The following is a 21,385-nucleotide window of genomic DNA, read 5'->3' on the forward strand; positions in this document are numbered from 1 at the left end:
CCTCGAAAGAGACGGGGCGTTTCGCTGTTCGGGCCGTACATTTGCAATTCAAAAGCAAGCGGCGGAGTGTACCGGTTTGTCCGGTGGCTCAGACTGCTCCCTCATCACCCCACGGAACCTGTAAGGTTCGTGCAGAGAGAGGGACAAATGACAGTCGCACTCGATACGGCCACATCTGAAATCATCGATGTCGAGGCGGAGCGCTGGGAGGCGTTGCGCCGCCGCGATCCTGCCGCCGACGGGCGGTTCGTTTATGCGGTCCGCAGCACCGGCGTCTATTGCCGGCCAAGCTGTGCCGCACGGCCGGCACGGCCGGAGAATGTCGCCTTCTATGCCACCAACGCCGAGGCCCAACGGGCAGGCTTCCGGCCCTGCAAGCGCTGCCGGCCGGATGGGCCGAGCCAGGGCGACCGCCGTGCCGGGGCGGTCGCCGCCGCCTGCCGCCTGATCGAGGAGGCGGAGGAAGCGCCGCAGCTGGACGAACTTGCGACCGCGGCGGGGATGAGCCCGCACCATTTCCACCGCATTTTCAAGCAGGTGACCGGGGTTACCCCGCGGGCCTATGTCCAGGCGCAGCGTGCCACCCGTGTCGCCAATGCCCTGCAGCAGGCCGGCAGCGTGACCGCGGCGATCTATGAGGCCGGCTATGGATCCTCCGGACGGTTCTACGAAACCGCGGGAGTGCGCCTGGGGATGACGCCCACCAGCTACCGCAGGGGCGGAGCGGGGGAGACGATCCGCTTCGCGGTCGGCGTTTGCTCGCTGGGCTCGATCCTGGTGGCGGCGACGGAGCGCGGGGTCTGCGCGATCCTGCTCGGCGACGATCCCGACCTGCTGCTCCGCGATTTGCAGGACCGCTTTCCGAAAGCGGACCTGATCGGGGGCGACCCGGCTTTCGAGGTTATGGTGGCGCAGGTGGTGGGGTTCGTCGAGGCACCGGGGACCGGCCTTACCCTGCCGCTGGATATCGGCGGCACCGCTTTCCAGCAGCGGGTATGGCAGGCACTGTGCGCCATTCCCGCCGGCAGGACCGCCAGCTATGCCGAGATCGCCACCGCCATCGGCGAGCCCGCGGCGGTGCGGGCGGTGGCGCGGGCCTGTGGGGCCAATCCATTGGCGGTGGCGATCCCCTGCCATCGGGTGGTGCGGTCGGATGGAGGTCTGTCCGGCTATCGCTGGGGCGTGGAGCGCAAGCGGGACCTGCTGGATCGCGAGCGCAAGGAGGCGACGCGGTGATGGTGATGCAGACTCTGGATTGGACGCGCATCGGCATGGAGCTGGACTCCGTTGGCCATGCCGTCGTGGGGCCTCTGCTGGACGGGGAAGCCTGCAAGGCACTGGCGGGGCTCTATGGGCAGGATAGTCCTTTCCGCAGCCGGGTGGTGATGGAGCGGCACGGCTTTGGAAAAGGCGAATATAAATATTTCAGTTACCCGCTGCCGGAACCGATCGCGGCGCTGCGCGCACCGCTTTATCGGCGGCTGGCACCGGTGGCCAACCGCTGGGCCGCCGCGATGGGGCTCGACACCCGCTATCCGGCGGAGCACGCCGAGTTCCTGGAGCGCTGCCACGCGGCCGGACAGCGTCGTCCCACGCCGCTGCTCCTGAAATACGGTCCTGGCGACTATAATTGCCTGCACCAGGATCTGTATGGTGAGACGGTGTTCCCGTTGCAGGTCGCCATCCTGTTGTCGGAACCGGGACCGGACTTCACCGGCGGCGAGTTTGTCCTGACCGAGCAGCGGCCACGCATGCAGTCGCGCGCCACCGTCGTGCCGCTGGGGCTGGGAGATGCGGTGATCTTCGCGGTCGATCAGCGCCCGGTGCAGGGCACCCGCGGTATTTACCGCGTCCGGCAGCGGCATGGCGTCAGCCCGGTGCGCTCCGGCGAGCGCTACACAACCGGCATCATCTTCCACGACGCAGCTTGAGACCTCACCCCGCTGCCGACGGGGCCCGCGATCCCATGCCGCGCGCGGGCGAGTAGCCGCGCACCGCAAGTGCTGCGAACAGCAGGGTGGATCCGGCGACGACCGCCAGCGCCAGCCCGTCGACCCGGCCATAAAGGGCGAAACGGATCGACTCCACCCCATGGGTGAAGGGGTTGAGGCTGCACAGCCACCACAACAGCGGGCCGGCCTCCTCCATGCGGTAGAGCGGGTAAAGGGCGGAGGACAGGAAGAAGAGGGGGAAAACCACGAAGTTCATCACCCCGGCGAAATTCTCCAGCTGGCGGATGGTGGAGGCCAGCACCATGCCGAGCGCCCCCAGCATCAGCCCGTTCAACAGCAGGGCCGGCAGCACGGTCAGCGGCGCCCAGACCGGAAGGTCGATGCCATAGAGCCTGACGATCAGCAGGAAGGCCGCCACCTGGAGGATCGACACCACCACCCCGCCCAGGAGCCGCGCCACCAGAAGGAAGGCGCGGGGCAGCGGGCTGGTCAGCAGGATGCGCATGCTGCCCATCTCGCGGTCGTAGACCATCGACAGCGACCCCTGCATGCCGTTGAACAGCTGGATCATGCCGATCAGCCCGGGCACGATGTAGACCTCGTAGGGAATGTAGGTCTCGTAGGGCGGGATGATGGCGATGCCGAGCGCCGCCCGGAACCCGGCGGCGAAGACGAACAGCCAGACCAGCGGGCGCACCAGCGCGCCGAGGAAGCGCTCACGCTGGTGGATGAAGCGCAGTACCTCGCGCGCGACGATTCCCTGGAAGGCGGTTCCCCAGACATTCAGCTGCCGTCCGGTCATGCCGCGGCCTCCACATCTGCGGCCGGTCGGGCAGCGGTCAGCCGGTCGAAGCTCTCCGCCACGCTGGCGCAGCCGGTTTCGGCATTCACCGCGGCGACCGGTCCGCAGGCGCGGACGCGGCCACGATGCAGGACCACCACATGGTCGGTGGCGGGATCGATCTCGTCGATCAGGTGGGTCGCCCACAGCACCGCGATACCGTCCTCCGCGCACAGGGCATGGACATGGCGGATCAGGGTGCGGCGGGCGGGGATGTCCAGCCCGACCGTGGGTTCGTCCAGCAGCAGCAGGGTCGGGCGATGCAGCAGGGCACGGGCGATCTCCACCCGCCGGCGATGGCCGCCGTTGAGCGCCCGCACCTTTTCCCCACGCCGTTCAAACAGCGACAGGCGGGTCAGTTCCGTCTCGATCCGCCGGTCGGCCTCGCGCCGGCCGATGCCGTGCAGGGCGGCGAAATAGCGCAGATTCTGCAAGACCGTCAGGTCGAGGTCGAGGGTGGGCTGCTGGAACACCACGCCCAGTTCCGCCAGCGCCTTGCCCGGCGCCTGCACGATGTCGTGGCCGTGGATGCGCACCCGCCCGGCATTGGGCCGCAGCAACCCGGTGGCCAGCGCGAACAGCGTGCTCTTCCCCGCCCCGTTCGGACCGAGCAGGCAGGTGAAAGCGCCGGGCATCACGCGGAAGCCGACATCCTCCAGCGCAAGGCGGTTCCCGCCGTAGCCGTGGCGCAGCCCCTCGACCTCCAATGCCGGCACCGTCATTCCGCCTTCCCCTTCCTGTGCCTCAGCCCTTGACCGCCACGCCCCAGGGGTAACGGCCGACCTTGACCGTCTTGGTCACCTTCAGGCTGTCGACGTCGATCACCGACACGTCGCCGCTGACGCCGTTGGTGGTGTAGAGCATCTTCTGGTCCGGCGTCAGCGCCAGATGCCAGACGCGGCGGCCGACCAGCAGGTAATCCTTCACCTCGAAGGTCTTGGCATCCACCACCGCGACATGGTTGGCCGGGCCGAGCGCCACGAAGGCATAGCGGCCGTCGTCGGTCAGCTTGGCGCCCACCGGCTGGATGCGGTCCTTGGCGACGCCCTTGATGTGGAAATCGACGACCTTCTTGACCTGCCGGGTGGCGGTGTCGATGACGCTGACGGTGCCGCCGATCTCCGACGACACCCACAGCTGCGAGCCGTCCTTGGTGAACTGGGCGTAGCGCGGGCGCGGGCCGACCAGCGTGTTGTCGACCACCGCGCGCTTTTCCATGTCGATCCAGTGGACCATGCTGGTCGTCTCGGAGGTGTTGACGCCCCAGCGGCCGTCGGGACTGACATCCATTCCCTCCGGCTCCACCCCAACATCGACCTGGAAGGCGACCTTGCGCGTCGGCACGTCGACCACGGTGACGATGTTGCTGTCCTCGTTGGCGATGATCAGGCTCTTGCCGTCGGGGCTGAGGGCGAACTGTTCGGGATCCTCGCCCGACGGCAAGTTGTGGACCACCGTCTTGCTGGCAAGGTCGAAGACCTGCACCGTGTGGTCGTCGCTGGCGCAGATGAACAGCTGGGTGCCGTCCCTGGACAGGGTGATGCCGCGCGGGCGCTTGCCGACCTTGATGGTGTCGGTGACCGCCATGGTCTTGCCGTCGATCACCGACAGCGTGTTGTCCTTCTCGTTCGACACATAGATGGTCTGGGCCGAGGCGGCGGAGGCCAGGGTGGCGGCGATCAATGCGGCCAAGGAAATGCCGGTGAAGCGGGCGGCGGTCATGGCGTGGTTTTTCCTCGCGTCTTGCAGAGCGTTTCCGGTTGGTCGTAGCCCAGGCTGTCCAGCTCGGTGCGCGGGTGGAGGAATCCCTCCTGTGGCGACACCGACACCAGCGAGCGGTCGGCGGCCAGCAGCACCGGCTGGCGCAGCTGCCCGTCCCAGGGTCGCAGGCTGAGCGGTGCGCCGCGGAAGGCGGACATGGTGAAGTCGAGCGACTGGATGAAGGCGATCAGGCGGTCGGGATCGGCGGTGCGGGCACGGGCGGCAGCCTCGCCAATGACGCGGACGGCGGTCCAGTCATTGTGGTCGCGCGCCGTCATCGGGCGCTTTGCCGCCGCTTTGAAGCGGGATTGCAGCTGTGCCGCCCCCCATTGCTCATGCGTGCGGTGCCAGACGGTGGGGACCAGCCCCTGGGTGCCGGCGACCGGGCGCGGATCGGCGGTGCGGTAGGACAGATAGTCGCCGAACTCCCCGACCTCGTCGGCGACGACCAGCACGTCATAGGCCTTGGCCTGGGTGAAGACCGGAATCTCGGATTCGGCGGTGCGGTTGACGTCGCTTTCGGCGGTCCAATCCTTCTCCGCGACGATCTGGGCGCCGAAGCGCTTGGCAGCGCGGCGGACGGCGTCGGCGTACAGCTTGTCCTCCGGCCGGCGGCCGGTGACCAGGAACCAGCGCGGCCAGCGCTTCTTCACCAGATATTGCCCGAGCGCGTCGGCCAGCATCGCCCGGCTGGGCGCCACATGGATGAGGTTGGCGGCGCAGGCGCTGCCGCGCAGGGCGTCGTCGGGCGCGGTGGCATTCAGCAGAAGCAGGGTGCGCGCCTCCGGCAGCTTCGACAGCGCCTCCACCGTCGCACCCGGCGCGTCGACGACGACGAAGCGGTCGCCGCGGCCGGCCAGTTCGCGCAGGGCGGCGGCGGCATCGCCGTCCGGCGGAACCTCCACGCTGTCGAGAACGAAGGACTGCTTCAGGAACTTGCCGGTCGTGTTGTTGTCGGCGATGGCGAGCGATGCTCCGGCCAAGCCGTCGTCGGCCGCCGGCTCGTCCGGGTTGGCGACGGAGGGCGGCGGCTCGGGCGTCTGCGACAGGAAACCGATGCGGATCTCGCCGACGGCGTCGGCGGCTGTGCCGACACCGGGCGCCCCGGCCAGCAGCAGGGCGCCGAGTGCCGCCAGCGACACGCTGTTGAGAAGGCGGGGCAGGCGGAGCTTCGTCATCGTATCCGTCGGAATGCCAACAGTTTGGAGTACAGCCTATCGGGCGAACCACAACTCCGGAATGCGACTATGGAAGCATGGACAGGGGACGGGGTGGGCAGGGCCACCGGCCGAGGCCCGCCGACCGGGGACGGCCGGACGGGCCGGAGGGTATCTTGTACGAAAGTCCAATTATTGGCGCTGCGGAGCGATGGCTATCCTGCCAGCCCGTTCCCTGACGAACCCACCACTGCCGGGACCTGCCATGGCGATTGTGACCCGCCGCCGTTTCCTGTCCGGACTGGCCGCAAGCTGCGCGTCCGCCGGGGCTGCGTCCACGCTCGGTGTCGGACAGGCTGCCGCCCGGCCGCTGGACGAGGTGATGGAGCGCGGGCGGCTGCGCGTGGCGGTCTATCGCGAGTTTCCGCCCTTCTCCTTCCAGCGCGACGGTGCCCTGGTCGGCATCGACGTCGATCTGGCGCGGGCGATTGCCGGGAAGCTGGGCGTCAAGGCCGACATCTACGAGCAGATCCCCGGAGAGACGGTGTCGGACGATCTGCGCGTGGCGGTGTGGCGCGGCAGCCTGTTCGGCGGCGAGCTGGCCGACATCATGATGCACATCCCCTATGACAAGCGCTTCGGCCTGATGAATCCGGAAGCGGTGCTGTTCGGCCCCTATCATCAGGAGGTCTTCGCGCTCGCCCGCGATCCGCAGCGGGTGCGTTCCGCCGTGCTGGCGACCCTGCCGGACGAACCGATCGCGGTGGAGATCGACAGCGTTCCCGACTTCTTCCTGCTGGGTTTGCAGGGTGGCCGGCTGCGCAGCCGCATCATCCATTGCCCGACGCCCGAGGCCGCCATCGAAAAGCTGACCGCCGGCGAGGCGGCGGCGGTGCTGGCGCCGCTGAGCCAAGTGCAGGCGGCGCTCGGGGCCAGGATGGAGCAGTTTCCGGTCACCACCGTGACCCTGCCGGGCATGATGACCTCCAGCTGGAACATCGGCATGGCGACCAAGGAGAATTCCCGCGACCTCGCCTACAGCATCGGCGACGCGGTGACGGCGCTGACCGAGGACGGAACGATGGCGAAGATCTTCGCCGCCTACGGCGTTACCCACACGCCGCCGCCGCTGGTGGAGTGAGGCGGGGACGAGCGAACGGTTTGCCGTATGGGTCGGGAGGGGTGGATGAGAGACGCGCTGCGCCATGTGGGACTTACCTGTGCGATGCTCGCCGTCGCGGCACCCGCCCTCGCCGCAAGCTCCCCGTCCGATCCACTGAAGTCCGTGATGTGGGACATATTGCGCGACCAGTATTTCGCCGGCGCTCCGGTCGTGTTCGACGCTGCCGTCAAGGTGACCGCTCCGGCGGCCGCGGAAGACACGCGCGCGGTGCCGCTCTCCGTCGACGCCACGGCGCTGGGACAGGTGGTTGAGATGGTGGCGATTGCCGACCTGAACCCCTTTCCGCTGGTGTTGCGCTACCACCCCGGCACTGCTGCGCCCTACATCGCCACGCGCATCAAGATCCAGCAGGCCACCGCGGTGCGCGGCGCGGCGCGCACCGCCGACGGGGTCTGGCATGTCTCCGGCGTGCTGGTCGACGCGGCGGGCGGCGGGTGCAGCGCGCCGCCGGCATCCTATGCCCAGAAGGACTGGGCCGACCATGTCGGCGAGGTGCAGGCCCGGCTGTGGCCGGCGGCTGACGACGGGATGGCGCGGCTGCGGCTGCGCATCCGCCATCCCAACGACACCGGGCTGGTCGACGGCATCCCGGCCTATTTCGTCGAGACCCTGCAGGTGGAGGCGCAGACCCCCGGCGGTTCTCCGACGCTGGCGCGGATCGACAGCCTGGAGCCGGTGTCGGAGAATCCGGTCTTTTCGCTGGATGTCCGCCCGCCCCCGGACGCCACCGCGCTGATCCTGCGTGGCCGGGACAACCAGGGCGGCGAAATCCGGGCGACCATCCCGATGCCGCCGCCCGGCGCCAAGCCGGCGATGTCGCTGAAACCGGTCGGGCAGCCGTGGAGTGTCGGGCAATGAGCGTGCCGCTGTTGCGCCGGCTGGTGCTGTCCGCCGCCTTTGCCGCCGTCCTGGCCGCCGGGCTGATGTCGGGTGGCGCATGTGCCGCGGGGACGCTGACCTACGATCTGAAGCCGACGCGGATCGCCCCCGACACCTACGTCTTTGAAGGCTCCACCAAGCATTTCACCCGCGCCAACGGCGGCAACATCCTGAATTCCGGCTTCATCGTCACGGCCGACGGGGTGATCGTCATTCAGACCGGCCCGTCCCGCCGCTATGGCGAGGAGATGCGCGCGGCCATCCGCAAGGTCACAGAGAAGCCGATCCGTAAAGTCTTCGTCAGCAACCTGCATCCGGATTACTGGCTGGGAAACCAGGCTTTCGCCGACGTGCCCGTCGCGGCGCTGCCCGGCACCATCGCCGGCATCCAGGAGGAGGGCAACGGCATCGCCGAGAACATGTACCGGCTGGTCGGCGATTGGATGCGCGGAACCGAGGTGACGCTGCCGACGGAGCCGGTCTATGGCTCGACCGTGAAGTTCGGCGACCACCAACTGCGGCTGATCCCGCTGAGCGGCCACACCGCCGCCGACCTGATGATCCTGGACGAATCGACGGGCGTGCTGTTCACCGGCGGCGTGGTGTTCTGCGACCGCACCCCGACCACGCCGCACGCCACCGTCGCCGACTGGCTGAAGGAGTTGGATGCGGTCGATGCGCTGGACATCCGGCTGCTGGTGCCCAACCACGGCCACATCCGTCCCGACAAGGCCTGCGTCGCCCAGACCCGCGACTGGCTGACCTGGCTCGACGGCACGCTGCGCCATGCCGTGGAGTCCGGCCTCGATATGGCCGAAGCGCTGGAGCTGCCGATTCCGGAGCGGTTCCAAGTGCTTGACGTGCTGCGCGAAGAGTATCGCCGCTCCGTCGCCCATCTCTGGCCAAGGATCGAGCAGGCAAGTCTGCCGCGGGTCAATTGACGGCTCGTTGACCCGGAGGAGAACTGACGCTTACGCCTGCTACTATCCGACAATTTACCCGACCGATCATCCGTCTACACTGCCGAATATCGTAGAGCGACGCGGCCCCTCCGGCCGCCAAAAGCTTGAAAAACCGCCCCGATTCCGTTCGCCACCGCCGGACCCGCCCGTCTGGCGGCAACGGGCGGGTCTTGCCCGGGCGGTGCCGTCATCATCAGTTTTGGGAGGCAACCGCACATGAAGCGCCTGGTTACAAGTCTCGCCCTGGCAGCCTCGCTGACCGCGTTCAGCGCCACCGGCGTCCTCGCCGCCGACGCCGGTGGCCCGTCCAGCGACGATCTGCTGAGGAGCGCCACCAACACCGAAGCGGTTCTGACCTATGGCATGGGACCGCAGGCCCAGCGCTTCAGCCCGCTGACCGACCTGAACGCCGACACCGTCAAGAAGCTGGTTCCGGTCTGGTCCTTCTCCTTCGGCGGCGAGAAGCAGCGCGGGCAGGAAGCCCAGCCCATCATTTATGACGGCACCATCTACGTCACCGGTTCCTATTCCCGCCTCTATGCGGTCGATGCCCGCACCGGCCACAAGAAGTGGGAATACAACCACCGCCTGCCCGACGGCATCATGCCCTGCTGCGACGTGGTGAACCGCGGTGCGGCGATCTACAAGGACAAGATCTACTTCGCCACGCTGGACGCCCGCCTCGTCGCGCTGAACCGCGAGACCGGCAAGGTTGTGTGGAACAAGAAGCTGCAGGAATACAAGGAAGGCTATTCCAACACCGCCGCCCCGCTGATCATCGACGGCAAGATCATCACCGGCAATTCCGGCGGCGAGTTCGGCGTGATCGGCATGGTCGAAGCGCGCGATGCCGAAACCGGCGAGCTGGTCTGGCAGCGCCCGACCATCGAAGGCAACATGGGCACGCTGAACGGCAAGGAGTCGACCGTCACCGGCAAGACCAACGCCAGCTGGCCCGGCGACATGTACAAGACCGGCGGCGGCGCCACCTGGCTGGGCGGCACCTACGATCCGGAAACCAAGACGCTGTTCTTCGGTACCGGCAACCCGGCGCCCTGGAACTCACACCTGCGTCCGGGCGACAACCTCTACACCTCCTCCACGCTGGCCATCAATCCGGACAATGGCGAGATCAAGTGGCACTACCAGACCACGCCGCATGACGGCTGGGACTTCGACGGCGTCAACGAGTTCGTGTCCTTCGACCTGAAGAAGGACGGCAAGGTCATCAAGGCCGGCGGCAAGGCCGACCGCAACGGCTTCTTCTACGTCATCGACCGCAACACCGGTAAGCTGATCAACGCCTCGCCCTTCGTCACCAAGATCACCTGGGCCAAGGGCATCGACATCGAGACCGGCCGTCCGATCTACAACGACGACAACCGTCCGGGCGCCCCGGCGACCAGCGATGCGCATGACGCCAAGGGCAAGTCGGTCTTCGCGGCCCCCGCCTTCCTGGGTGCCAAGAACTGGATGCCGATGGCCTACAACCCGCAGACCGAGCTGTTCTATGTCCCGGCCAACGAGTGGGGCATGGACATCTGGAACGAGCCGATCACCTACAAGAAGGGTGCGGCCTATCTCGGCGCCGGCTTCACCATCAAGCCGCTGTATGACGATTACATCGGTGCGCTGCGCGCCGTCGATCCGAAGACCGGCAAGATCGTCTGGGAATACAAGAACCCGGCCCCGCTGTGGGGCGGCGTGCTGACCACCGCCGGCAACCTCGTCTTCACCGGCACGCCGGAAGGCTATCTGAAGGCCTTCGACGCCAAGTCGGGCCAGGAGGTCTGGAAGTTCCAGACCGGCTCCGGCGTGGTCGGCAGCCCGGTCACCTGGAAGATGGATGGCGAGCAGTATGTCGCCGTCGTCTCCGGCTGGGGCGGCGCGGTGCCGCTGTGGGGCGGCGACGTCGCCAAGCTGGTGAAGGACATCAACCAGGGCGGCTCTCTCTGGGTCTTCAAGCTGCCGAAGGCCTGATATCAGGCGCGGACAGGCGGGAGGAAGGCGGGCCGGAGCGATCCGGTCCGCCCATTCCCGTGTCTGCGCCTGCCATAGTCATCTCAGGCATTGATTTGGTTATGTCCTACCATAGTCCAATTATTCACAGGTCCCACTGCTGATAACGTCCGCTCATGCGAAGCAAAGGCCGCAGGGCGGCCAGAAACAGAGGGAACGTCTTTCTCATGAATGCACGGATTGTTCGGCTTGCAGCCGCGATTGGTCTGATCAGCGCCGTCGCTCTTCCCGGTCTGGTTTACGCACACGGCGATGTCGTCCCGCAGCCGGTGGACACCACCGGGCTGGAGAAGCTGGGTGAGAAGTGGCGGGACAGCAATCCCTACCGCGGCAACCCGCGCGCCATCGAGATCGGTTCGTCCGCCTTCAACCAGAACTGCGCGCGCTGCCATGGGCTGGGTGCGGTGTCCGGCGGCATCGCCCCCGACCTGCGCTACCTGGAGAAGGGGGATGCCGGCGACGAGTGGTTCAAGGAGCGCGTCACCAACGGCTCGATCCGCAACGGCGTGACCTACATGCCGCAGTTCGGTGAAGCGCTGGGGCAGGAGGCGCTGTGGTCGATCCGCTCCTGGCTGGAAACCGTGCACGAGGAGTGACCCCTGCTGGATCGTCGGCTCCTTCCCTCCCTTCCTCTCTTCCAAGGTGGTCATCCATGATTCGCAGAACCGCATCCCTGGTCGCCGTCGCGGCGGCCCTGCTGACCGCACCGGCCTTCGCCGCCGATCACGCCACGCCGGAACAGGCCAAGTCGCTGGTCGCCGAGGCCGTCGCCTATCTGAAGGACAAGGGGCCGGACGAGGCGACCAAGGCCTTTCAGGACCCCAAGGGCAGCTTCCGCCGCGGTGAGCTGTATGTGTTTGTCTTCGACACCGACGGCCGCTATGTCGCCTCCGGCGCCAACCCGAAGCTGGCCGGATCAAACGCCGCCGATCTGAAGGATGCGGAAGGCAAGCCCATCGTCCAGGCGATGATCACCGAGACCAAGGACAAGCCGAACGCCGTCATCGACTATGTCTGGCTGAACCGCCAGACCAACAAGGTCGAGCACAAGCATTCCTACGTCACCCGCGATGGCCGTTACATCGTCGGTGCCGGGACGTACGATCAGTGACGGCCTGAGACCTCCGCCGCCGGATAGCGTCTGAAACAATTCCGCCCGGCCCCCGTACGAAGGTCTACTTCGTACAGGGGCCGGGCGGACGTCTGTCCGGGGCAGGGGAAGGGCCGGATTTCAGTACAGCTCCTGCGCCTCGCGGGCATAGTCCAGCAGCTTTTCCACCGACCGCGCGCGGTCGGCCGTTTCGGCGAAGCGGGTGCGTGCCGCTTCCGCCGCCTGCGCCCGCGCGGCGGCATCCTCTCCAAGCGCCGCGGCGCGGTCCAGGAAGGCCGTCTCGTCGGCAACGGTCAGGGCGGAGCCGACGATCCCGGCGACATCGCCCCGGGCATAGGTCACCACCGGCAGCCCGTCCGCCAGAGCGAAGGCCGCACTGCCGCCGCCGCCCTGGCGCGGCGGGTTCAGATAGGCGGTCGCCACGCCGTACAGCCCGCGAATGGCGTCGACATCTCCCAGCGCCTGCATCCGCGCCGCGTTGCGGGCGGTGGCGATCCGGCCCGGCAGGTCGGTCACCGCGCCGGCGAAGGCGATGTGGGCGTCGGGCACGCGGTCGAGCAGGCGGTCGAGCGTCTCAAGGAACTCCGGTCCGACCTCCTGATCCAGGCGGTTGCCGACGACGACATAGAGCGGCCCGTCGGCCGGCAGGCCGAAATCGGCGCGGCTGCGCGCCGGACCGGCATCCGGCAGGGTCCAGCCGAAGAAGAAGGGACGGAAGCGCGCCCGCGCCTCCTCCGGCCAGCCGGCGGCGCTGTCCTCCGGGGCGTAGCCCAGCAGAAGCGTGGCGAGCGAGGGCGGCAGGCCGCTGGAGGTCGGCAGGAACACCACAGGCCGGCTGCGGGCGAACAGATCGGCCACCGTGTTGGAGCCGCCGAAGGCAACGATCACGTCGGGATCGAAGCGCTGCACCGCATCGACGATGGCGGTCAGCTTCTCCTCGTCGAAACGCGGCTGCGGGAAGGACAGCATGCGGACCTTGGCGCCGAAGGCGGTCAGGGTCTGCTCGCCGTCATATTCCTCGGTGACGTTGTAGCTGTATTCGGGAACGAAGCCGTTCTCGCCTTCCACCGCCATGGCGTTGGGGTTGACGATCAGCACCTCGCAACCATGGTCGTCCTGCAGCCGGCGGGCATAATCGAAGGCGTCGGCGGTCGGCTGGTGCCCTTCGCCCAGCATCTGGTTGGTGATCAGCGCCACCCGCTTCACCGCAGTGCGCGGCGCCACCCGGCGCAGGCGGGTGTCAAGACCGTAGCGGCGCGCCGTCTCATCCACCAGCAGGCGGTAGAACCGGCGGAATTCGCCGGTGGTGAAGGCGCTGACGTCGCCCTTGCGCGTGTCGCCCTGGAACAGCCGCATGGCGATGCCCCAGTAGGCATAGTGCATCGAGGGGATGGAGAAGCGCAGCGGGTCGTCCAGCGCCGTGTTCACCAGGGCGCGGTAATAGGCCACGTCGCCGGTCAGCAGGAAAAGCAGCGACTGGCGCCGCATCACGTCGCCCATGGTGTAGCGGGCATCGACCTCGGCGGCGGCGGCGGCGCGGATGTCGTCGTCATAGCGGCGGATCAGGTTGGCGAGCGCCCCGACATTGCCCCAGCCCTCTCCCTCGTTGGTCAGCAGGGTCAGGGCGCGGGCAAAGCTCATCGCCGCTTCGCGGTGGCGGCCGGACGCGTGCAGGGCGTGACCCAGATTGGCATGGAACAGCGGGGAACCGTCATCGCCGGCCACGGCCTGGGCGATGCGGTCCACCGCCTCGTCCGCGCGGCCCGATTGCAGCGCGATCACCCCCAGCAGATGCAGCGCGTCCGGATGGCCGGGCGACGCGTCCAGCACGTCGCGGTACAGCCGTTCGGCCTCCGCGGTGCGGCCGGCGCGGTGGTGTTCCGTTGCGACGGCCAACGTCTGCTCGATCTGGTCCATGATGCACGTCCTTGCTGTCCGGGGCGGCCCCGTTCCCCGGCGACCGTCGTCCCATGCTGTTTACCCTGTTTTAGGGGACACGCGATCAACTTTCCGCATGCATGGATTTACGACCTTTCGGGGAGACCGCAGCCGTGGCGCCCTCCTCCGACCGACAACAGCCGTCACCGCCATCCTGGCACGGTGTCTTTTGTGGGCTCTCCTTGCCCTTGCCGGGATGAACGGTGCAGGTCCAGCCCAGGCGCTGGAGACGGTGACCGGCGGCCCTTCCATCGCCATCAGCCTTGCCGACCGCCGCCTCTACCTGACGGGTCCCGACGGGGGGATGCGCAGCTATCCGGTCGCCATCGGCCGTCCCGGCGTGCCGATCCCCGTCGGCGATAGCAGCATCCAGCGCAAGCGCCGTGATCCGACATGGCGGCCGACCGCCAACCAGCGGCGCGACAACCCCGCCCTGCCGCGGGCGGTTCCGCCCGGACCGAACAACCCGCTGGGCCGGTTCGCGCTCGATCTCGGCTGGCCGGCCATCGCCATCCACGGCACCAACGACCCGGACTCGATTGGCACACGGGCCAGCGGCGGCTGCTTCCGCATGCTGCCCGCCAACATCGAAACCGTCTTCGCGGCGGCGGAGGTCGGCATGCCGGTGCGGGTGGTGCGGGAGTCGCTGGGCGCGGCCAAGCCGCCGGCTTCCCGTCTGGCCGGGACGGTTCCGGTCGCGGTCAAGGCTGCGCCGCCGCCACCGCCGACCGTTGCCGCTCCGGTGCCCGCGGCCGCCATGACCCGGCCGCCGCCACCCCAGCCGCCGCCACCCCAGCTGGAGCCGCCGCCAGCGCCGGTCGCCGATCCGCGCTGTGCCACGGTGACGGCGCCGCTGCGGCGGATGATCTGCGACGTCCCGGCGCTCGCCCTTTCCGACGGACGCGCCCGCGGAACGCAGGAGCGCTTTCTGGCCGGCATCGCCGATCCGGCGGCCCGCGCCGCTGCCGCCTATGAGCTGATCCAGGACGAGCGCCGCTTCCACGAGCGGATCGCGGCGCTCTGCTGGATTCGCAGCGGCACCGAAGGAGACCCGGCGGTGGCCGCGGCGGCGCAGTCCTGTCTGGCGACGGCACTCGACCGCCGGTTGAACGACGTGGCGGAGCGTATCGCCAGCCTGCGCGGCGGCACCCGGATCGCCGGCCAGCCATAGCGGGTTCGGGACGAATCGCAGTGCCGGCGGTCGTTCTGGCTTGCCTGCATCCCCCTTGGACTGCTAACCCGCAGAACCCAACCGTTCGGACAATCCGCCGCCCATGCCGATCGACTATTATTTGAACATCGCGGCCTCCGGCCTGCTGACCGGCCTGGTCTACGGGCTCGCGGCGCTGGGGCTTTCGGTCATCTTCGGCGTGGTGCGCGTCGTCAACTTCGCCCATGGCGAGATGATGGTGGCGGGCATGTACGGCGCGGTGCTGCTGGGCGGCTGGCTGGGCCTCGACCCGCTGCTGTCGGCTCCGCTCATGGCGGCGCTGCTGTTCGCCTGCGGCTGGCTGTTGCAGCGCGGGCTGGTCAACAAATTCGTCGAGCGGCCGGAGCACATGCAGTTCATCCTGCTGCTGGGCATCGCCACCATCCTGGTCAATGCCATGCTGATGCTGTTCGGCCCAGATGCCCGCAACGTCCAGGTACCCTACAGCTTCGACACGGTGGAGATCGGCTCGATGCTGCTGGACGCCGTGCGGCTGCGTGCCGGGGCGGCGGCCATCGTGGTGGCGGCGGCGCTGTTCGCCTTCTTCCGCTTCAGCCGCACTGGCAAGGCGATCCGCGCCTGTGCCGACAACCCGCTGGGCGCCCGCGTGGTCGGGCTGAACATCGACGGGCTCTATGCCCTGACCTTCGGCATCGGTGCCGCGGTGGTCGGGGTGGCCGGCGCGCTGATGACCCTGCTGGTCGATGCCCGGCCGCAGCTGGCGCCGGAATACACGCTGCTCAGCTTCATCATCGTCATCGTCGGTGGGCTGGGCAGCCTGCCCGGCGCGCTGCTGGGCGGCGTGCTGATCGGCATGTCGGAGGCGCTGGCCGGCTTCCTGCTGACGCCGTCCATGAAATCCCTGTTCAGCTACGGGGTGCTGATCGTGGTTCTGCTGCTGCGCCCGCAAGGGCTGTTGGGGAAACGGTCATGAGCGGGCTTTCGGGAATGGTGCCTTCCGGGATTACCGGACGCGGGATGGCGCTGTTGGTTCTGGCGGCGCTGGGGCTGGCGGTGGCACCCTTCGTCGCCGACCGTTATCTGGTGTCGGTGCTGACCACCGTGCTGTGGTTCGCCTATGTCGGGCAGGCCTGGAACGTGATGATGGGCTTTTCCGGCCTGCTGTCGCTGGGCCACGCGCTGTATGTCGGCCTCGGCGCCTATGTCAGCGCGGCGCTGTTCGTCCATTTCGGCATCGGCCCCTGGGCCGGCATGGTCCTGGCGATGCTGGTCTCGGTGGTGGCCGGCTGCGTCATCGGCTTCCTGGGCTTCCGCTTCGGGGTGAAGGGCGTGCATTTCGCCCTGCTGACCATCGCCTTCGCCGAGGTGGCGCGCATCGGCTTCGACCACATCACCTGGGTCGGCGGCTCCGGCGGCTTCTTCCTGCCGGTGGAGGCGGGGGCGAGCGATCCGCTCAACCTGCGCGGCTCGCCGGTGCTGTTCTATTACGTGGCGCTGGCGCTGGTCGTCGGCGCGCTGTTCCTGTCGCGCGCCCTGCTGCACAGCCGGCTCGGCTACCAATGGCTGGCGGTGCGCGAGGAGCCGGACGCGGCGGAGGCCTCTGGCGTCGACCTGTTCCGCGCCCGCATGACGGCGGTGGCGGTGTCCTCCGCCCTGACGGCGCTGGGCGGCGTGTTCCAGGCCTTCTATTTCAACAACCTGTTCCCCGAGCAGGTCTTCTCGATGGGCCGCTCCATCGAGATCATCCTGCCGGCCATCGTCGGCGGCATCGGCACGCTGGTCGGCCCGATCCTCGGCGCCTTCATCCTGACGCCGCTGGGCGAGGCGCTGACCTTCCTGATCGAGGCCGGCGGGCTGGACCTGCCCGGCCTGAAGCAACTGTTCTATGGCGCGGCGCTGGTGGTGATCGTGGTGTTTCGGCCGGAGGGCGTGTGGCCCTGGCTGGCCCGCCGCCTGCGTCTTGTCCGCCAGCCGGGGGAGGGGGCCTGAGATGACCGCTCTGCTTGAGGTCGAGCGCCTGTCCAAGCGGTTCCGCGGGCTGAAGGCGGTGTCGGAGGTCAGTTTCGCCGTGCCGGAGGGGCGCATCCTGGCGCTGATCGGTCCAAACGGCGCCGGCAAGACCACCACCTTCAACCTGATCGCCGGCGTCTTTCCGCCCGACGAGGGGCGGGTGACGCTGAAGGGCCGCAACCTGACCGGCCTGAAGCCCAACCAGGTCTGCGCCGCCGGGATCGGCCGCACTTTCCAGATCGTCAAGCCCTTCGGCCAGCTGACGGTCGAGGAGAATGTCGTGGTCGGCGCGCTGGCCCGCGAACGGTCGGTGGAGACCGCGAGGCGGCAGGCCCGCGCCGTACTGGAGCGGCTGGAACTGGCCGATCAGGCCAGCCGTCCGGCGCGAAGCCTGACCCTGCCCGACCGCAAGCGGCTGGAGGTCGCCCGCGCGCTGGCCACCCGTCCGACCCTGCTGCTGCTGGACGAGGTGCTGGCGGGGCTTCGCCCGACCGAGGTCGACCGGATGGTCGAGGTCCTGCGCGACCTGAACCGGCGCGAAGGCCTGACCATCCTGATGATCGAGCATGTCATGCGCGCGGTGATGGCGCTGTCCGACCGCGTGGTGGTGCTGGACCATGGCGAGAAGATCGCCGACGGCGCCCCGGCGGAGGTCGTCGCCGACCCCCGCGTCGTCGAATCCTACCTGGGCGCCGAAGCGCTGGACTGACCGGGCGGTCCTCAGTTGCTGAGGTTCGCCGGATCCTCGCGGTAGGTGACGGAGGCGACCTCGGCGGCCAGGGGATGGCCGGGGTAGGTGAAGCGGCGCAGCCATTCGGTGTCGCCGGACGCGCTCCAGAAGCGCAGCATCAGCCGGCCGGGCATGCGCGGCAGCTCCTCCGGCTTGCCCGACACCTGATGGACCGGCTTGCCGTCGACGGTCCAGACGATGCCGGTGGGCTTCCAGTCGAAGCCGTAGCTGTGGACGCCCTTGGCGGCGTCGAAGCCGAGATCGACCACCGTGTTGCGATGCCCGGCGCCGTTGACCACATAGCTGATCTCCAGCTTGGTGGTGTCCTTGCCGGCGATCCCCATGGTGATCTCGTCCCACGGATCGCCGAAGGGCGGGCCGGTGTAGTGCGAAACCGAGGTCATCACCCCATCGGCCTTCACCGCCTTCAGCGACACCGTGTAGGCGCCGTAGCCGTAGAAGCGGTGCGTCGAATATTCGCCGCAGGAATAGCGATCGCTTCCGGAAACGCGTTCGCTGCCGGCAATCCGGTCGCTGACCGACAGGGCGAGGTGGCCTTTCCCGGCGGTGACGTTGGCCCGGCTCCAGGTGCAGTTCATGTGTCCGCCGGACTTCCATCCGTCGGACCGCTGCCAGCGCGAGGTCTCGAAGGACCCGGCCGTCTCGCTGAAGCTGCCGCCGATATGGCTGAACAGCGAGTCCGCCAACGCCGGCGCACTGCCGAGCAGAAGGGCGGCGAGGCCCGCCCCGATCGCCGTCGTCCGCCCGCTTTGTCCTACGGCATCTCTCCGCATCGCCATTTCCTCCCGCTGATACCGGGCCTACCCGCAAGATCGGTCGGCCTGCACCCCGATATCGCGAGAGCGGGGCCAAGCGGCAACGGCGCGGCCGGGGTGCGGCAGGCACTTGCCCGGCGTACCTCAGCCGATAACCGAACCGAATGGGGGATGTCGGAAGCGGGACATCAGACGTCGGTGACGCCGCTCTTGGGGATGCGCACGTCGCGGTGGACCGACATGCTGAGCAGCAGGCCGACGCCGATCATCAGCGTCATCATCGCCGATCCGCCATAGGACACCAGCGGCAGCGGGATGCCGACGACGGGGATCAGCCCCATCACCATCGCCACATTGACGAAGACGTAGAGGAAGAACTGCGCCGTCATGCCGACCGCGACCAGCCGGCCGAACTGGCTGCGGCTGTTCAGCGCGATCACCCAGCCATAGATGAACAGCAGGATGTAGAGCGCCAGCAGCGTGGCGGCGCCGACCATGCCGAACTCCTCCGCCAGCACGACGAAGATGAAGTCGGTGTGCTTTTCCGGCAGGAACATCAGCTGGCTCTGAGAGCCGGACATGAAGCCCTTGCCGAACAGGCCGCCGGAGCCGAGCGCGATCTTCGACTGCAGGATGTTGTAGCCGGCGCCGAGCGGATCGGTCTCCGGATCGAGGAAGGTGTAGACGCGCTGCTTCTGGTAGTCGTGCAGGAATTCCCAGGCGATGGGGATGGCGCTGAGGCCGCCGCCGATCACCAGCAGGAATTTCCACACCCGGACGCCGGCGGCGAAGAATATGGCGCCGCTGCCCATGATCAGCAGCAGCGAGGTGCCGAGGTTGGGCTGCATCAGGACGAAGGCGACGGGCGTGAAGACCAGCAGCAGCGGCGGGATCAGCAGAAGCGGCCGGCCGATCTGGTCCAGCGTCACCCCGTGGAAATAGCGGGCGAGCGCCAGCGTCAGCGCCGGCTTCATCAGCTCCGACGGCTGGAGCTGGAAGAAGCCGAGGTCGATCCAGCGCTGGGCGCCCATGCCGATGCGGCCCATCAGCTCCACCGCAATCAGCAGGCAGAGCACCATGAAGAAGATGACGTAGGCCGACTTCATCAGGTGGCGGATGTCGACCAGCGCGATGCCCAGCATCAGGACGAGGCCGGGAATGGCGCGGACCAGCTGCGGCTGCGCCCACGGCTTCCAATGGCCGCCGGCGGCGGAATAGAGCAGTCCGACGCCGACCCCGGTGATCGTGCAGATCAGCAGGACCAGCCCCCAGTTGATGAGCCTGAATTTTGAGCCGAGCGTCAGCTGCGACCGCTGCGGCTCCAGGCCGCCGGAGCCGAGATGGGAAAGAACCACGACCTTGCGCCGATGTTGCCGGAAGGGACGGAGCCGGATCGGACCCGGCAAGCCGGCCCCGGACTATCGACCGGAGTAGACCGGCCGGCGGGGACCGGCGCGGATAATGAGGCATGCGGCCCCGCGGGTAAAGGCGGCCGTGCGCCATTGCCTGCGGGGCCGTTTTTTCCAACCGGTCCCGCGCGGATCTTTCCTGTCCGTCAGGCGTGCAACGCAGGGGTCAACGCCACCGCCGGGTAGAAACGCACCTGATTGCGCCCGGCATGCTTGGCGTCGTAGAGCGCGCTGTCCGACTGGGCCATCAGGTCGGAAAACTCGCTGTGTTCCCGCGTCAGGCTGACGCCGCCGATGCTGCAGGTCACCGTCACGCCGCCTTCGGCGCCCAACTGGGCCAACTGCCGCTCGATGGCGCTGCGCAGCCGTTCGGCCAGCAGCCGGCCGGCCTCGACGCCCGTTTCCGGCAGCAGGATGGCGAATTCCTCCCCGCCGATCCTGCCCACCGAATCCTCGCGCCGGATCTGCGCGGCACAGCAGTCGGCCACCGCCTGGATGACCCGGTCGCCGAACGGATGGCCGGCCCGGTCGTTGACCGCCTTGAAGCGGTCGATGTCGAGCACCAGCACCGTCAGGTCGCGGCCATGGCGGCGGGCGCGGCGGAACTCGACCTCGCCCAGTTCGAACAGGCGGCGGCGGTTCAGGCTGCCGGTCAGCCCGTCGGTGTGGGCGAGCTTCGTCAGTTCGCGGTTGAACTCGTCGCTGGCCATCAGGACGTAATTGATGGCACCCATGACGGTGCCCAGCATCGACAGCTGGAAGGTGACCCGCTCCACACGGTCGTCCACCATCTGATCGACCGGCATTTCCCCCTGAACCATGCCCGCTCCCATGCGGACCAGATACACCACGGCCAATGTGGCCGATAGCAGTCCGGTTACATAATGGGGAATGCCGCGATCCTCATAACGCACCAGAACCTCGAAGGCGATGACGAGCAATATGGCAGAGGTCGCGAAGCTGGTCAGGATGCGGACATGGGAGATGCCGCCGACGAGCAGCAGCAGAGAACAGGCCAGGGCCACTGCCAGTCCGACTGCCACCGGCATGAGACGCCTGACCGGCCGGTTCTGGAGATGGCGGACGCTGGTGTAGTTCATCGCCAACCCGGCGACCCCCAACCCGTTGGCAAGCGGCACCAGCAACTCCGGCGCCGCCCCGCCGCGCAGGCCCGCGATCAGGAAGGCGGAGCCAAGCAGCAATTTTCCATAGGCATAGGCGCGCAGGGAGTTGCGGATGTGATACGGATAGCGGCCGGAGGCGACGGCAATGGACAGGCCGACCGCAAAGCCGATAACAGTGATGACCTGCGCGATGAAGGTCGTCTCGAAATCCATCCGCAAACCCGCCACGCACCGTTACGCCGGTATGTCATGGGCACGCTATACGAAGCCTTGGCCGGTGACAAGCCGAAGGGGGCGAGTTTTGCCGCTGGATTTATGACTATTGGATCTGGATTGCCGCTGGCACCAACTGAGGGTTTGTG

At 68.0% G+C, this 21,385-nt stretch carries 20 protein-coding genes; 12 read left to right on the forward strand and 8 right to left on the reverse strand.

Annotated elements, in window-relative coordinates:
- The first annotated feature begins 147 nt into the window (after positions 1-147).
- Entirely contained in the window at positions 148-1,236 is a 1,089-nt protein-coding gene (gene ada / locus TSH64_RS27805; RefSeq protein ID WP_109450039.1) for a bifunctional DNA-binding transcriptional regulator/O6-methylguanine-DNA methyltransferase Ada, read from the forward strand.
- Positions 1,236-1,931: a 2OG-Fe(II) oxygenase gene (locus TSH64_RS27810; RefSeq protein ID WP_109450041.1), complete on the forward strand. Its 696-nt coding sequence runs from the start codon at positions 1,236-1,238 to the stop codon at positions 1,929-1,931. Before ada ends, TSH64_RS27810 begins: the two co-directional genes overlap by 1 nt.
- A 4-nt stretch (positions 1,932-1,935) precedes the next feature.
- Here TSH64_RS27810 and TSH64_RS27815 read toward each other — a convergent pair whose 3' ends face one another.
- From TSH64_RS27815 to TSH64_RS27830, 4 genes are read right to left on the reverse strand one after another with little or no spacing between them, the layout of a single operon-like run.
- Positions 1,936-2,754: an ABC transporter permease gene (locus tag TSH64_RS27815; protein ID WP_109450043.1), complete on the reverse strand. Its 819-nt coding sequence runs from the start codon at positions 2,752-2,754 to the stop codon at positions 1,936-1,938.
- Positions 2,751-3,515, reverse strand: coding sequence for an ABC transporter ATP-binding protein (locus TSH64_RS27820; RefSeq protein ID WP_109450046.1), 765 nt, complete (start codon positions 3,513-3,515; stop codon positions 2,751-2,753). Before TSH64_RS27820 ends, TSH64_RS27815 begins: the two co-directional genes overlap by 4 nt.
- A gap of 22 nt (positions 3,516-3,537) precedes the next feature.
- Complete coding sequence (locus TSH64_RS27825) at positions 3,538-4,515, reverse strand: YVTN family beta-propeller repeat protein (protein WP_109450048.1); 978 nt, start codon at positions 4,513-4,515, stop codon at positions 3,538-3,540.
- Complete coding sequence (locus TSH64_RS27830) at positions 4,512-5,732, reverse strand: ABC transporter substrate-binding protein (protein WP_109450051.1); 1,221 nt, start codon at positions 5,730-5,732, stop codon at positions 4,512-4,514. Before TSH64_RS27830 ends, TSH64_RS27825 begins: the two co-directional genes overlap by 4 nt.
- A gap of 244 nt (positions 5,733-5,976) precedes the next feature.
- Between TSH64_RS27830 and TSH64_RS27835 the strand changes: the two genes are divergently transcribed.
- The 6 genes from TSH64_RS27835 (at position 5,977) to TSH64_RS27860 (ending at position 11,865) form a co-directional block, all read left to right on the forward strand.
- The gene (locus tag TSH64_RS27835; RefSeq protein ID WP_109450053.1) at positions 5,977-6,852 is read left to right on the forward strand and encodes a transporter substrate-binding domain-containing protein; all 876 of its coding nucleotides are present in this window, start codon (positions 5,977-5,979) and stop codon (positions 6,850-6,852) included.
- A gap of 45 nt (positions 6,853-6,897) precedes the next feature.
- Positions 6,898-7,752, forward strand: a complete 855-nt coding sequence (locus tag TSH64_RS27840) for a quinoprotein dehydrogenase-associated SoxYZ-like carrier (protein WP_109450055.1) — start codon at positions 6,898-6,900, stop codon at positions 7,750-7,752.
- Positions 7,749-8,714 (forward strand): quinoprotein relay system zinc metallohydrolase 1, encoded by a 966-nt coding sequence (locus TSH64_RS27845; protein WP_109450057.1) that lies wholly within the window; start codon positions 7,749-7,751, stop codon positions 8,712-8,714. Before TSH64_RS27840 ends, TSH64_RS27845 begins: the two co-directional genes overlap by 4 nt.
- A 237-nt stretch (positions 8,715-8,951) precedes the next feature.
- The gene (locus TSH64_RS27850) at positions 8,952-10,715 is read left to right on the forward strand and encodes a methanol/ethanol family PQQ-dependent dehydrogenase (RefSeq protein WP_109450059.1); all 1,764 of its coding nucleotides are present in this window, start codon (positions 8,952-8,954) and stop codon (positions 10,713-10,715) included.
- 206 nt (positions 10,716-10,921) lie between these two features.
- The gene (pedF, locus tag TSH64_RS27855) at positions 10,922-11,350 is read left to right on the forward strand and encodes a cytochrome c-550 PedF (protein WP_199237680.1); all 429 of its coding nucleotides are present in this window, start codon (positions 10,922-10,924) and stop codon (positions 11,348-11,350) included.
- Between the two features lie 56 nt (positions 11,351-11,406).
- The gene (locus TSH64_RS27860) at positions 11,407-11,865 is read left to right on the forward strand and encodes a cache domain-containing protein (protein WP_109450061.1); all 459 of its coding nucleotides are present in this window, start codon (positions 11,407-11,409) and stop codon (positions 11,863-11,865) included.
- A 120-nt stretch (positions 11,866-11,985) separates the two neighbouring features.
- On the opposite strand, the gene TSH64_RS27865 is transcribed toward TSH64_RS27860, so the two are convergent.
- Positions 11,986-13,782, reverse strand: a complete 1,797-nt coding sequence (locus TSH64_RS27865) for a tetratricopeptide repeat protein (RefSeq protein WP_109450063.1) — start codon at positions 13,780-13,782, stop codon at positions 11,986-11,988.
- A 217-nt stretch (positions 13,783-13,999) separates the two neighbouring features.
- Here TSH64_RS27865 and TSH64_RS27870 point away from each other — a divergent pair, with 217 nt between their 5' ends.
- From TSH64_RS27870 to TSH64_RS27885, 4 genes are all read left to right on the forward strand, one after another.
- The gene (locus TSH64_RS27870; protein WP_247873182.1) at positions 14,000-14,974 is read left to right on the forward strand and encodes a L,D-transpeptidase; all 975 of its coding nucleotides are present in this window, start codon (positions 14,000-14,002) and stop codon (positions 14,972-14,974) included.
- 103 nt (positions 14,975-15,077) lie between these two features.
- Entirely contained in the window at positions 15,078-15,947 is an 870-nt protein-coding gene (locus tag TSH64_RS27875) for a branched-chain amino acid ABC transporter permease (RefSeq protein ID WP_098737640.1), read from the forward strand.
- Positions 15,944-16,963: a branched-chain amino acid ABC transporter permease gene (locus tag TSH64_RS27880; protein WP_109450067.1), complete on the forward strand. Its 1,020-nt coding sequence runs from the start codon at positions 15,944-15,946 to the stop codon at positions 16,961-16,963. Before TSH64_RS27875 ends, TSH64_RS27880 begins: the two co-directional genes overlap by 4 nt.
- A 1-nt stretch (position 16,964) precedes the next feature.
- Positions 16,965-17,693 (forward strand): ABC transporter ATP-binding protein, encoded by a 729-nt coding sequence (locus TSH64_RS27885; protein ID WP_109450069.1) that lies wholly within the window; start codon positions 16,965-16,967, stop codon positions 17,691-17,693.
- Between the two features lie 11 nt (positions 17,694-17,704).
- Here the strand turns inward: TSH64_RS27885 and TSH64_RS27890 are convergent, their stop codons facing one another.
- The 3 genes from TSH64_RS27890 to TSH64_RS27900 form a co-directional block, all read right to left on the reverse strand.
- Complete coding sequence (locus TSH64_RS27890) at positions 17,705-18,508, reverse strand: family 16 glycosylhydrolase (RefSeq protein WP_109450071.1); 804 nt, start codon at positions 18,506-18,508, stop codon at positions 17,705-17,707.
- 170 nt (positions 18,509-18,678) lie between these two features.
- On the reverse strand, positions 18,679-19,845 hold the full coding sequence (gene rodA / locus TSH64_RS27895; protein WP_109453100.1) for a rod shape-determining protein RodA: 1,167 nt from the start codon (positions 19,843-19,845) through the stop codon (positions 18,679-18,681).
- A gap of 200 nt (positions 19,846-20,045) precedes the next feature.
- On the reverse strand, positions 20,046-21,236 hold the full coding sequence (locus TSH64_RS27900) for a GGDEF domain-containing protein (protein ID WP_109450073.1): 1,191 nt from the start codon (positions 21,234-21,236) through the stop codon (positions 20,046-20,048).
- Positions 21,237-21,385 lie beyond the last annotated feature (149 nt).

This window comes from Azospirillum sp. TSH64 (genome assembly GCF_003116035.1).
Lineage (GTDB): Bacteria > Pseudomonadota > Alphaproteobacteria > Azospirillales > Azospirillaceae > Azospirillum.

Bases quoted from the DNA above. Each gene is read 5' to 3' on its own strand.
- ada (WP_109450039.1), top strand. From the start codon at position 148: ATGACAGTCGCACTCGATACGGCCACATCTGAAATCATCGATGTCGAG.
- TSH64_RS27810 (WP_109450041.1), top strand. From the start codon at position 1,236: ATGGTGATGCAGACTCTGGATTGGACGCGCATCGGCATGGAGCTGGAC.
- TSH64_RS27815 (WP_109450043.1), bottom strand. From the start codon at position 2,754: ATGACCGGACGGCAGCTGAATGTCTGGGGAACCGCCTTCCAGGGAATC.
- TSH64_RS27820 (WP_109450046.1), bottom strand. From the start codon at position 3,515: ATGACGGTGCCGGCATTGGAGGTCGAGGGGCTGCGCCACGGCTACGGC.
- TSH64_RS27825 (WP_109450048.1), bottom strand. From the start codon at position 4,515: ATGACCGCCGCCCGCTTCACCGGCATTTCCTTGGCCGCATTGATCGCC.
- TSH64_RS27830 (WP_109450051.1), bottom strand. From the start codon at position 5,732: ATGACGAAGCTCCGCCTGCCCCGCCTTCTCAACAGCGTGTCGCTGGCG.
- TSH64_RS27835 (WP_109450053.1), top strand. From the start codon at position 5,977: ATGGCGATTGTGACCCGCCGCCGTTTCCTGTCCGGACTGGCCGCAAGC.
- TSH64_RS27840 (WP_109450055.1), top strand. From the start codon at position 6,898: ATGAGAGACGCGCTGCGCCATGTGGGACTTACCTGTGCGATGCTCGCC.
- TSH64_RS27845 (WP_109450057.1), top strand. From the start codon at position 7,749: ATGAGCGTGCCGCTGTTGCGCCGGCTGGTGCTGTCCGCCGCCTTTGCC.
- TSH64_RS27850 (WP_109450059.1), top strand. From the start codon at position 8,952: ATGAAGCGCCTGGTTACAAGTCTCGCCCTGGCAGCCTCGCTGACCGCG.
- pedF (WP_199237680.1), top strand. From the start codon at position 10,922: ATGAATGCACGGATTGTTCGGCTTGCAGCCGCGATTGGTCTGATCAGC.
- TSH64_RS27860 (WP_109450061.1), top strand. From the start codon at position 11,407: ATGATTCGCAGAACCGCATCCCTGGTCGCCGTCGCGGCGGCCCTGCTG.
- TSH64_RS27865 (WP_109450063.1), bottom strand. From the start codon at position 13,782: ATGGACCAGATCGAGCAGACGTTGGCCGTCGCAACGGAACACCACCGC.
- TSH64_RS27870 (WP_247873182.1), top strand. From the start codon at position 14,000: ATGAACGGTGCAGGTCCAGCCCAGGCGCTGGAGACGGTGACCGGCGGC.
- TSH64_RS27875 (WP_098737640.1), top strand. From the start codon at position 15,078: ATGCCGATCGACTATTATTTGAACATCGCGGCCTCCGGCCTGCTGACC.
- TSH64_RS27880 (WP_109450067.1), top strand. From the start codon at position 15,944: ATGAGCGGGCTTTCGGGAATGGTGCCTTCCGGGATTACCGGACGCGGG.
- TSH64_RS27885 (WP_109450069.1), top strand. From the start codon at position 16,965: ATGACCGCTCTGCTTGAGGTCGAGCGCCTGTCCAAGCGGTTCCGCGGG.
- TSH64_RS27890 (WP_109450071.1), bottom strand. From the start codon at position 18,508: ATGCGGAGAGATGCCGTAGGACAAAGCGGGCGGACGACGGCGATCGGG.
- TSH64_RS27900 (WP_109450073.1), bottom strand. From the start codon at position 21,236: ATGGATTTCGAGACGACCTTCATCGCGCAGGTCATCACTGTTATCGGC.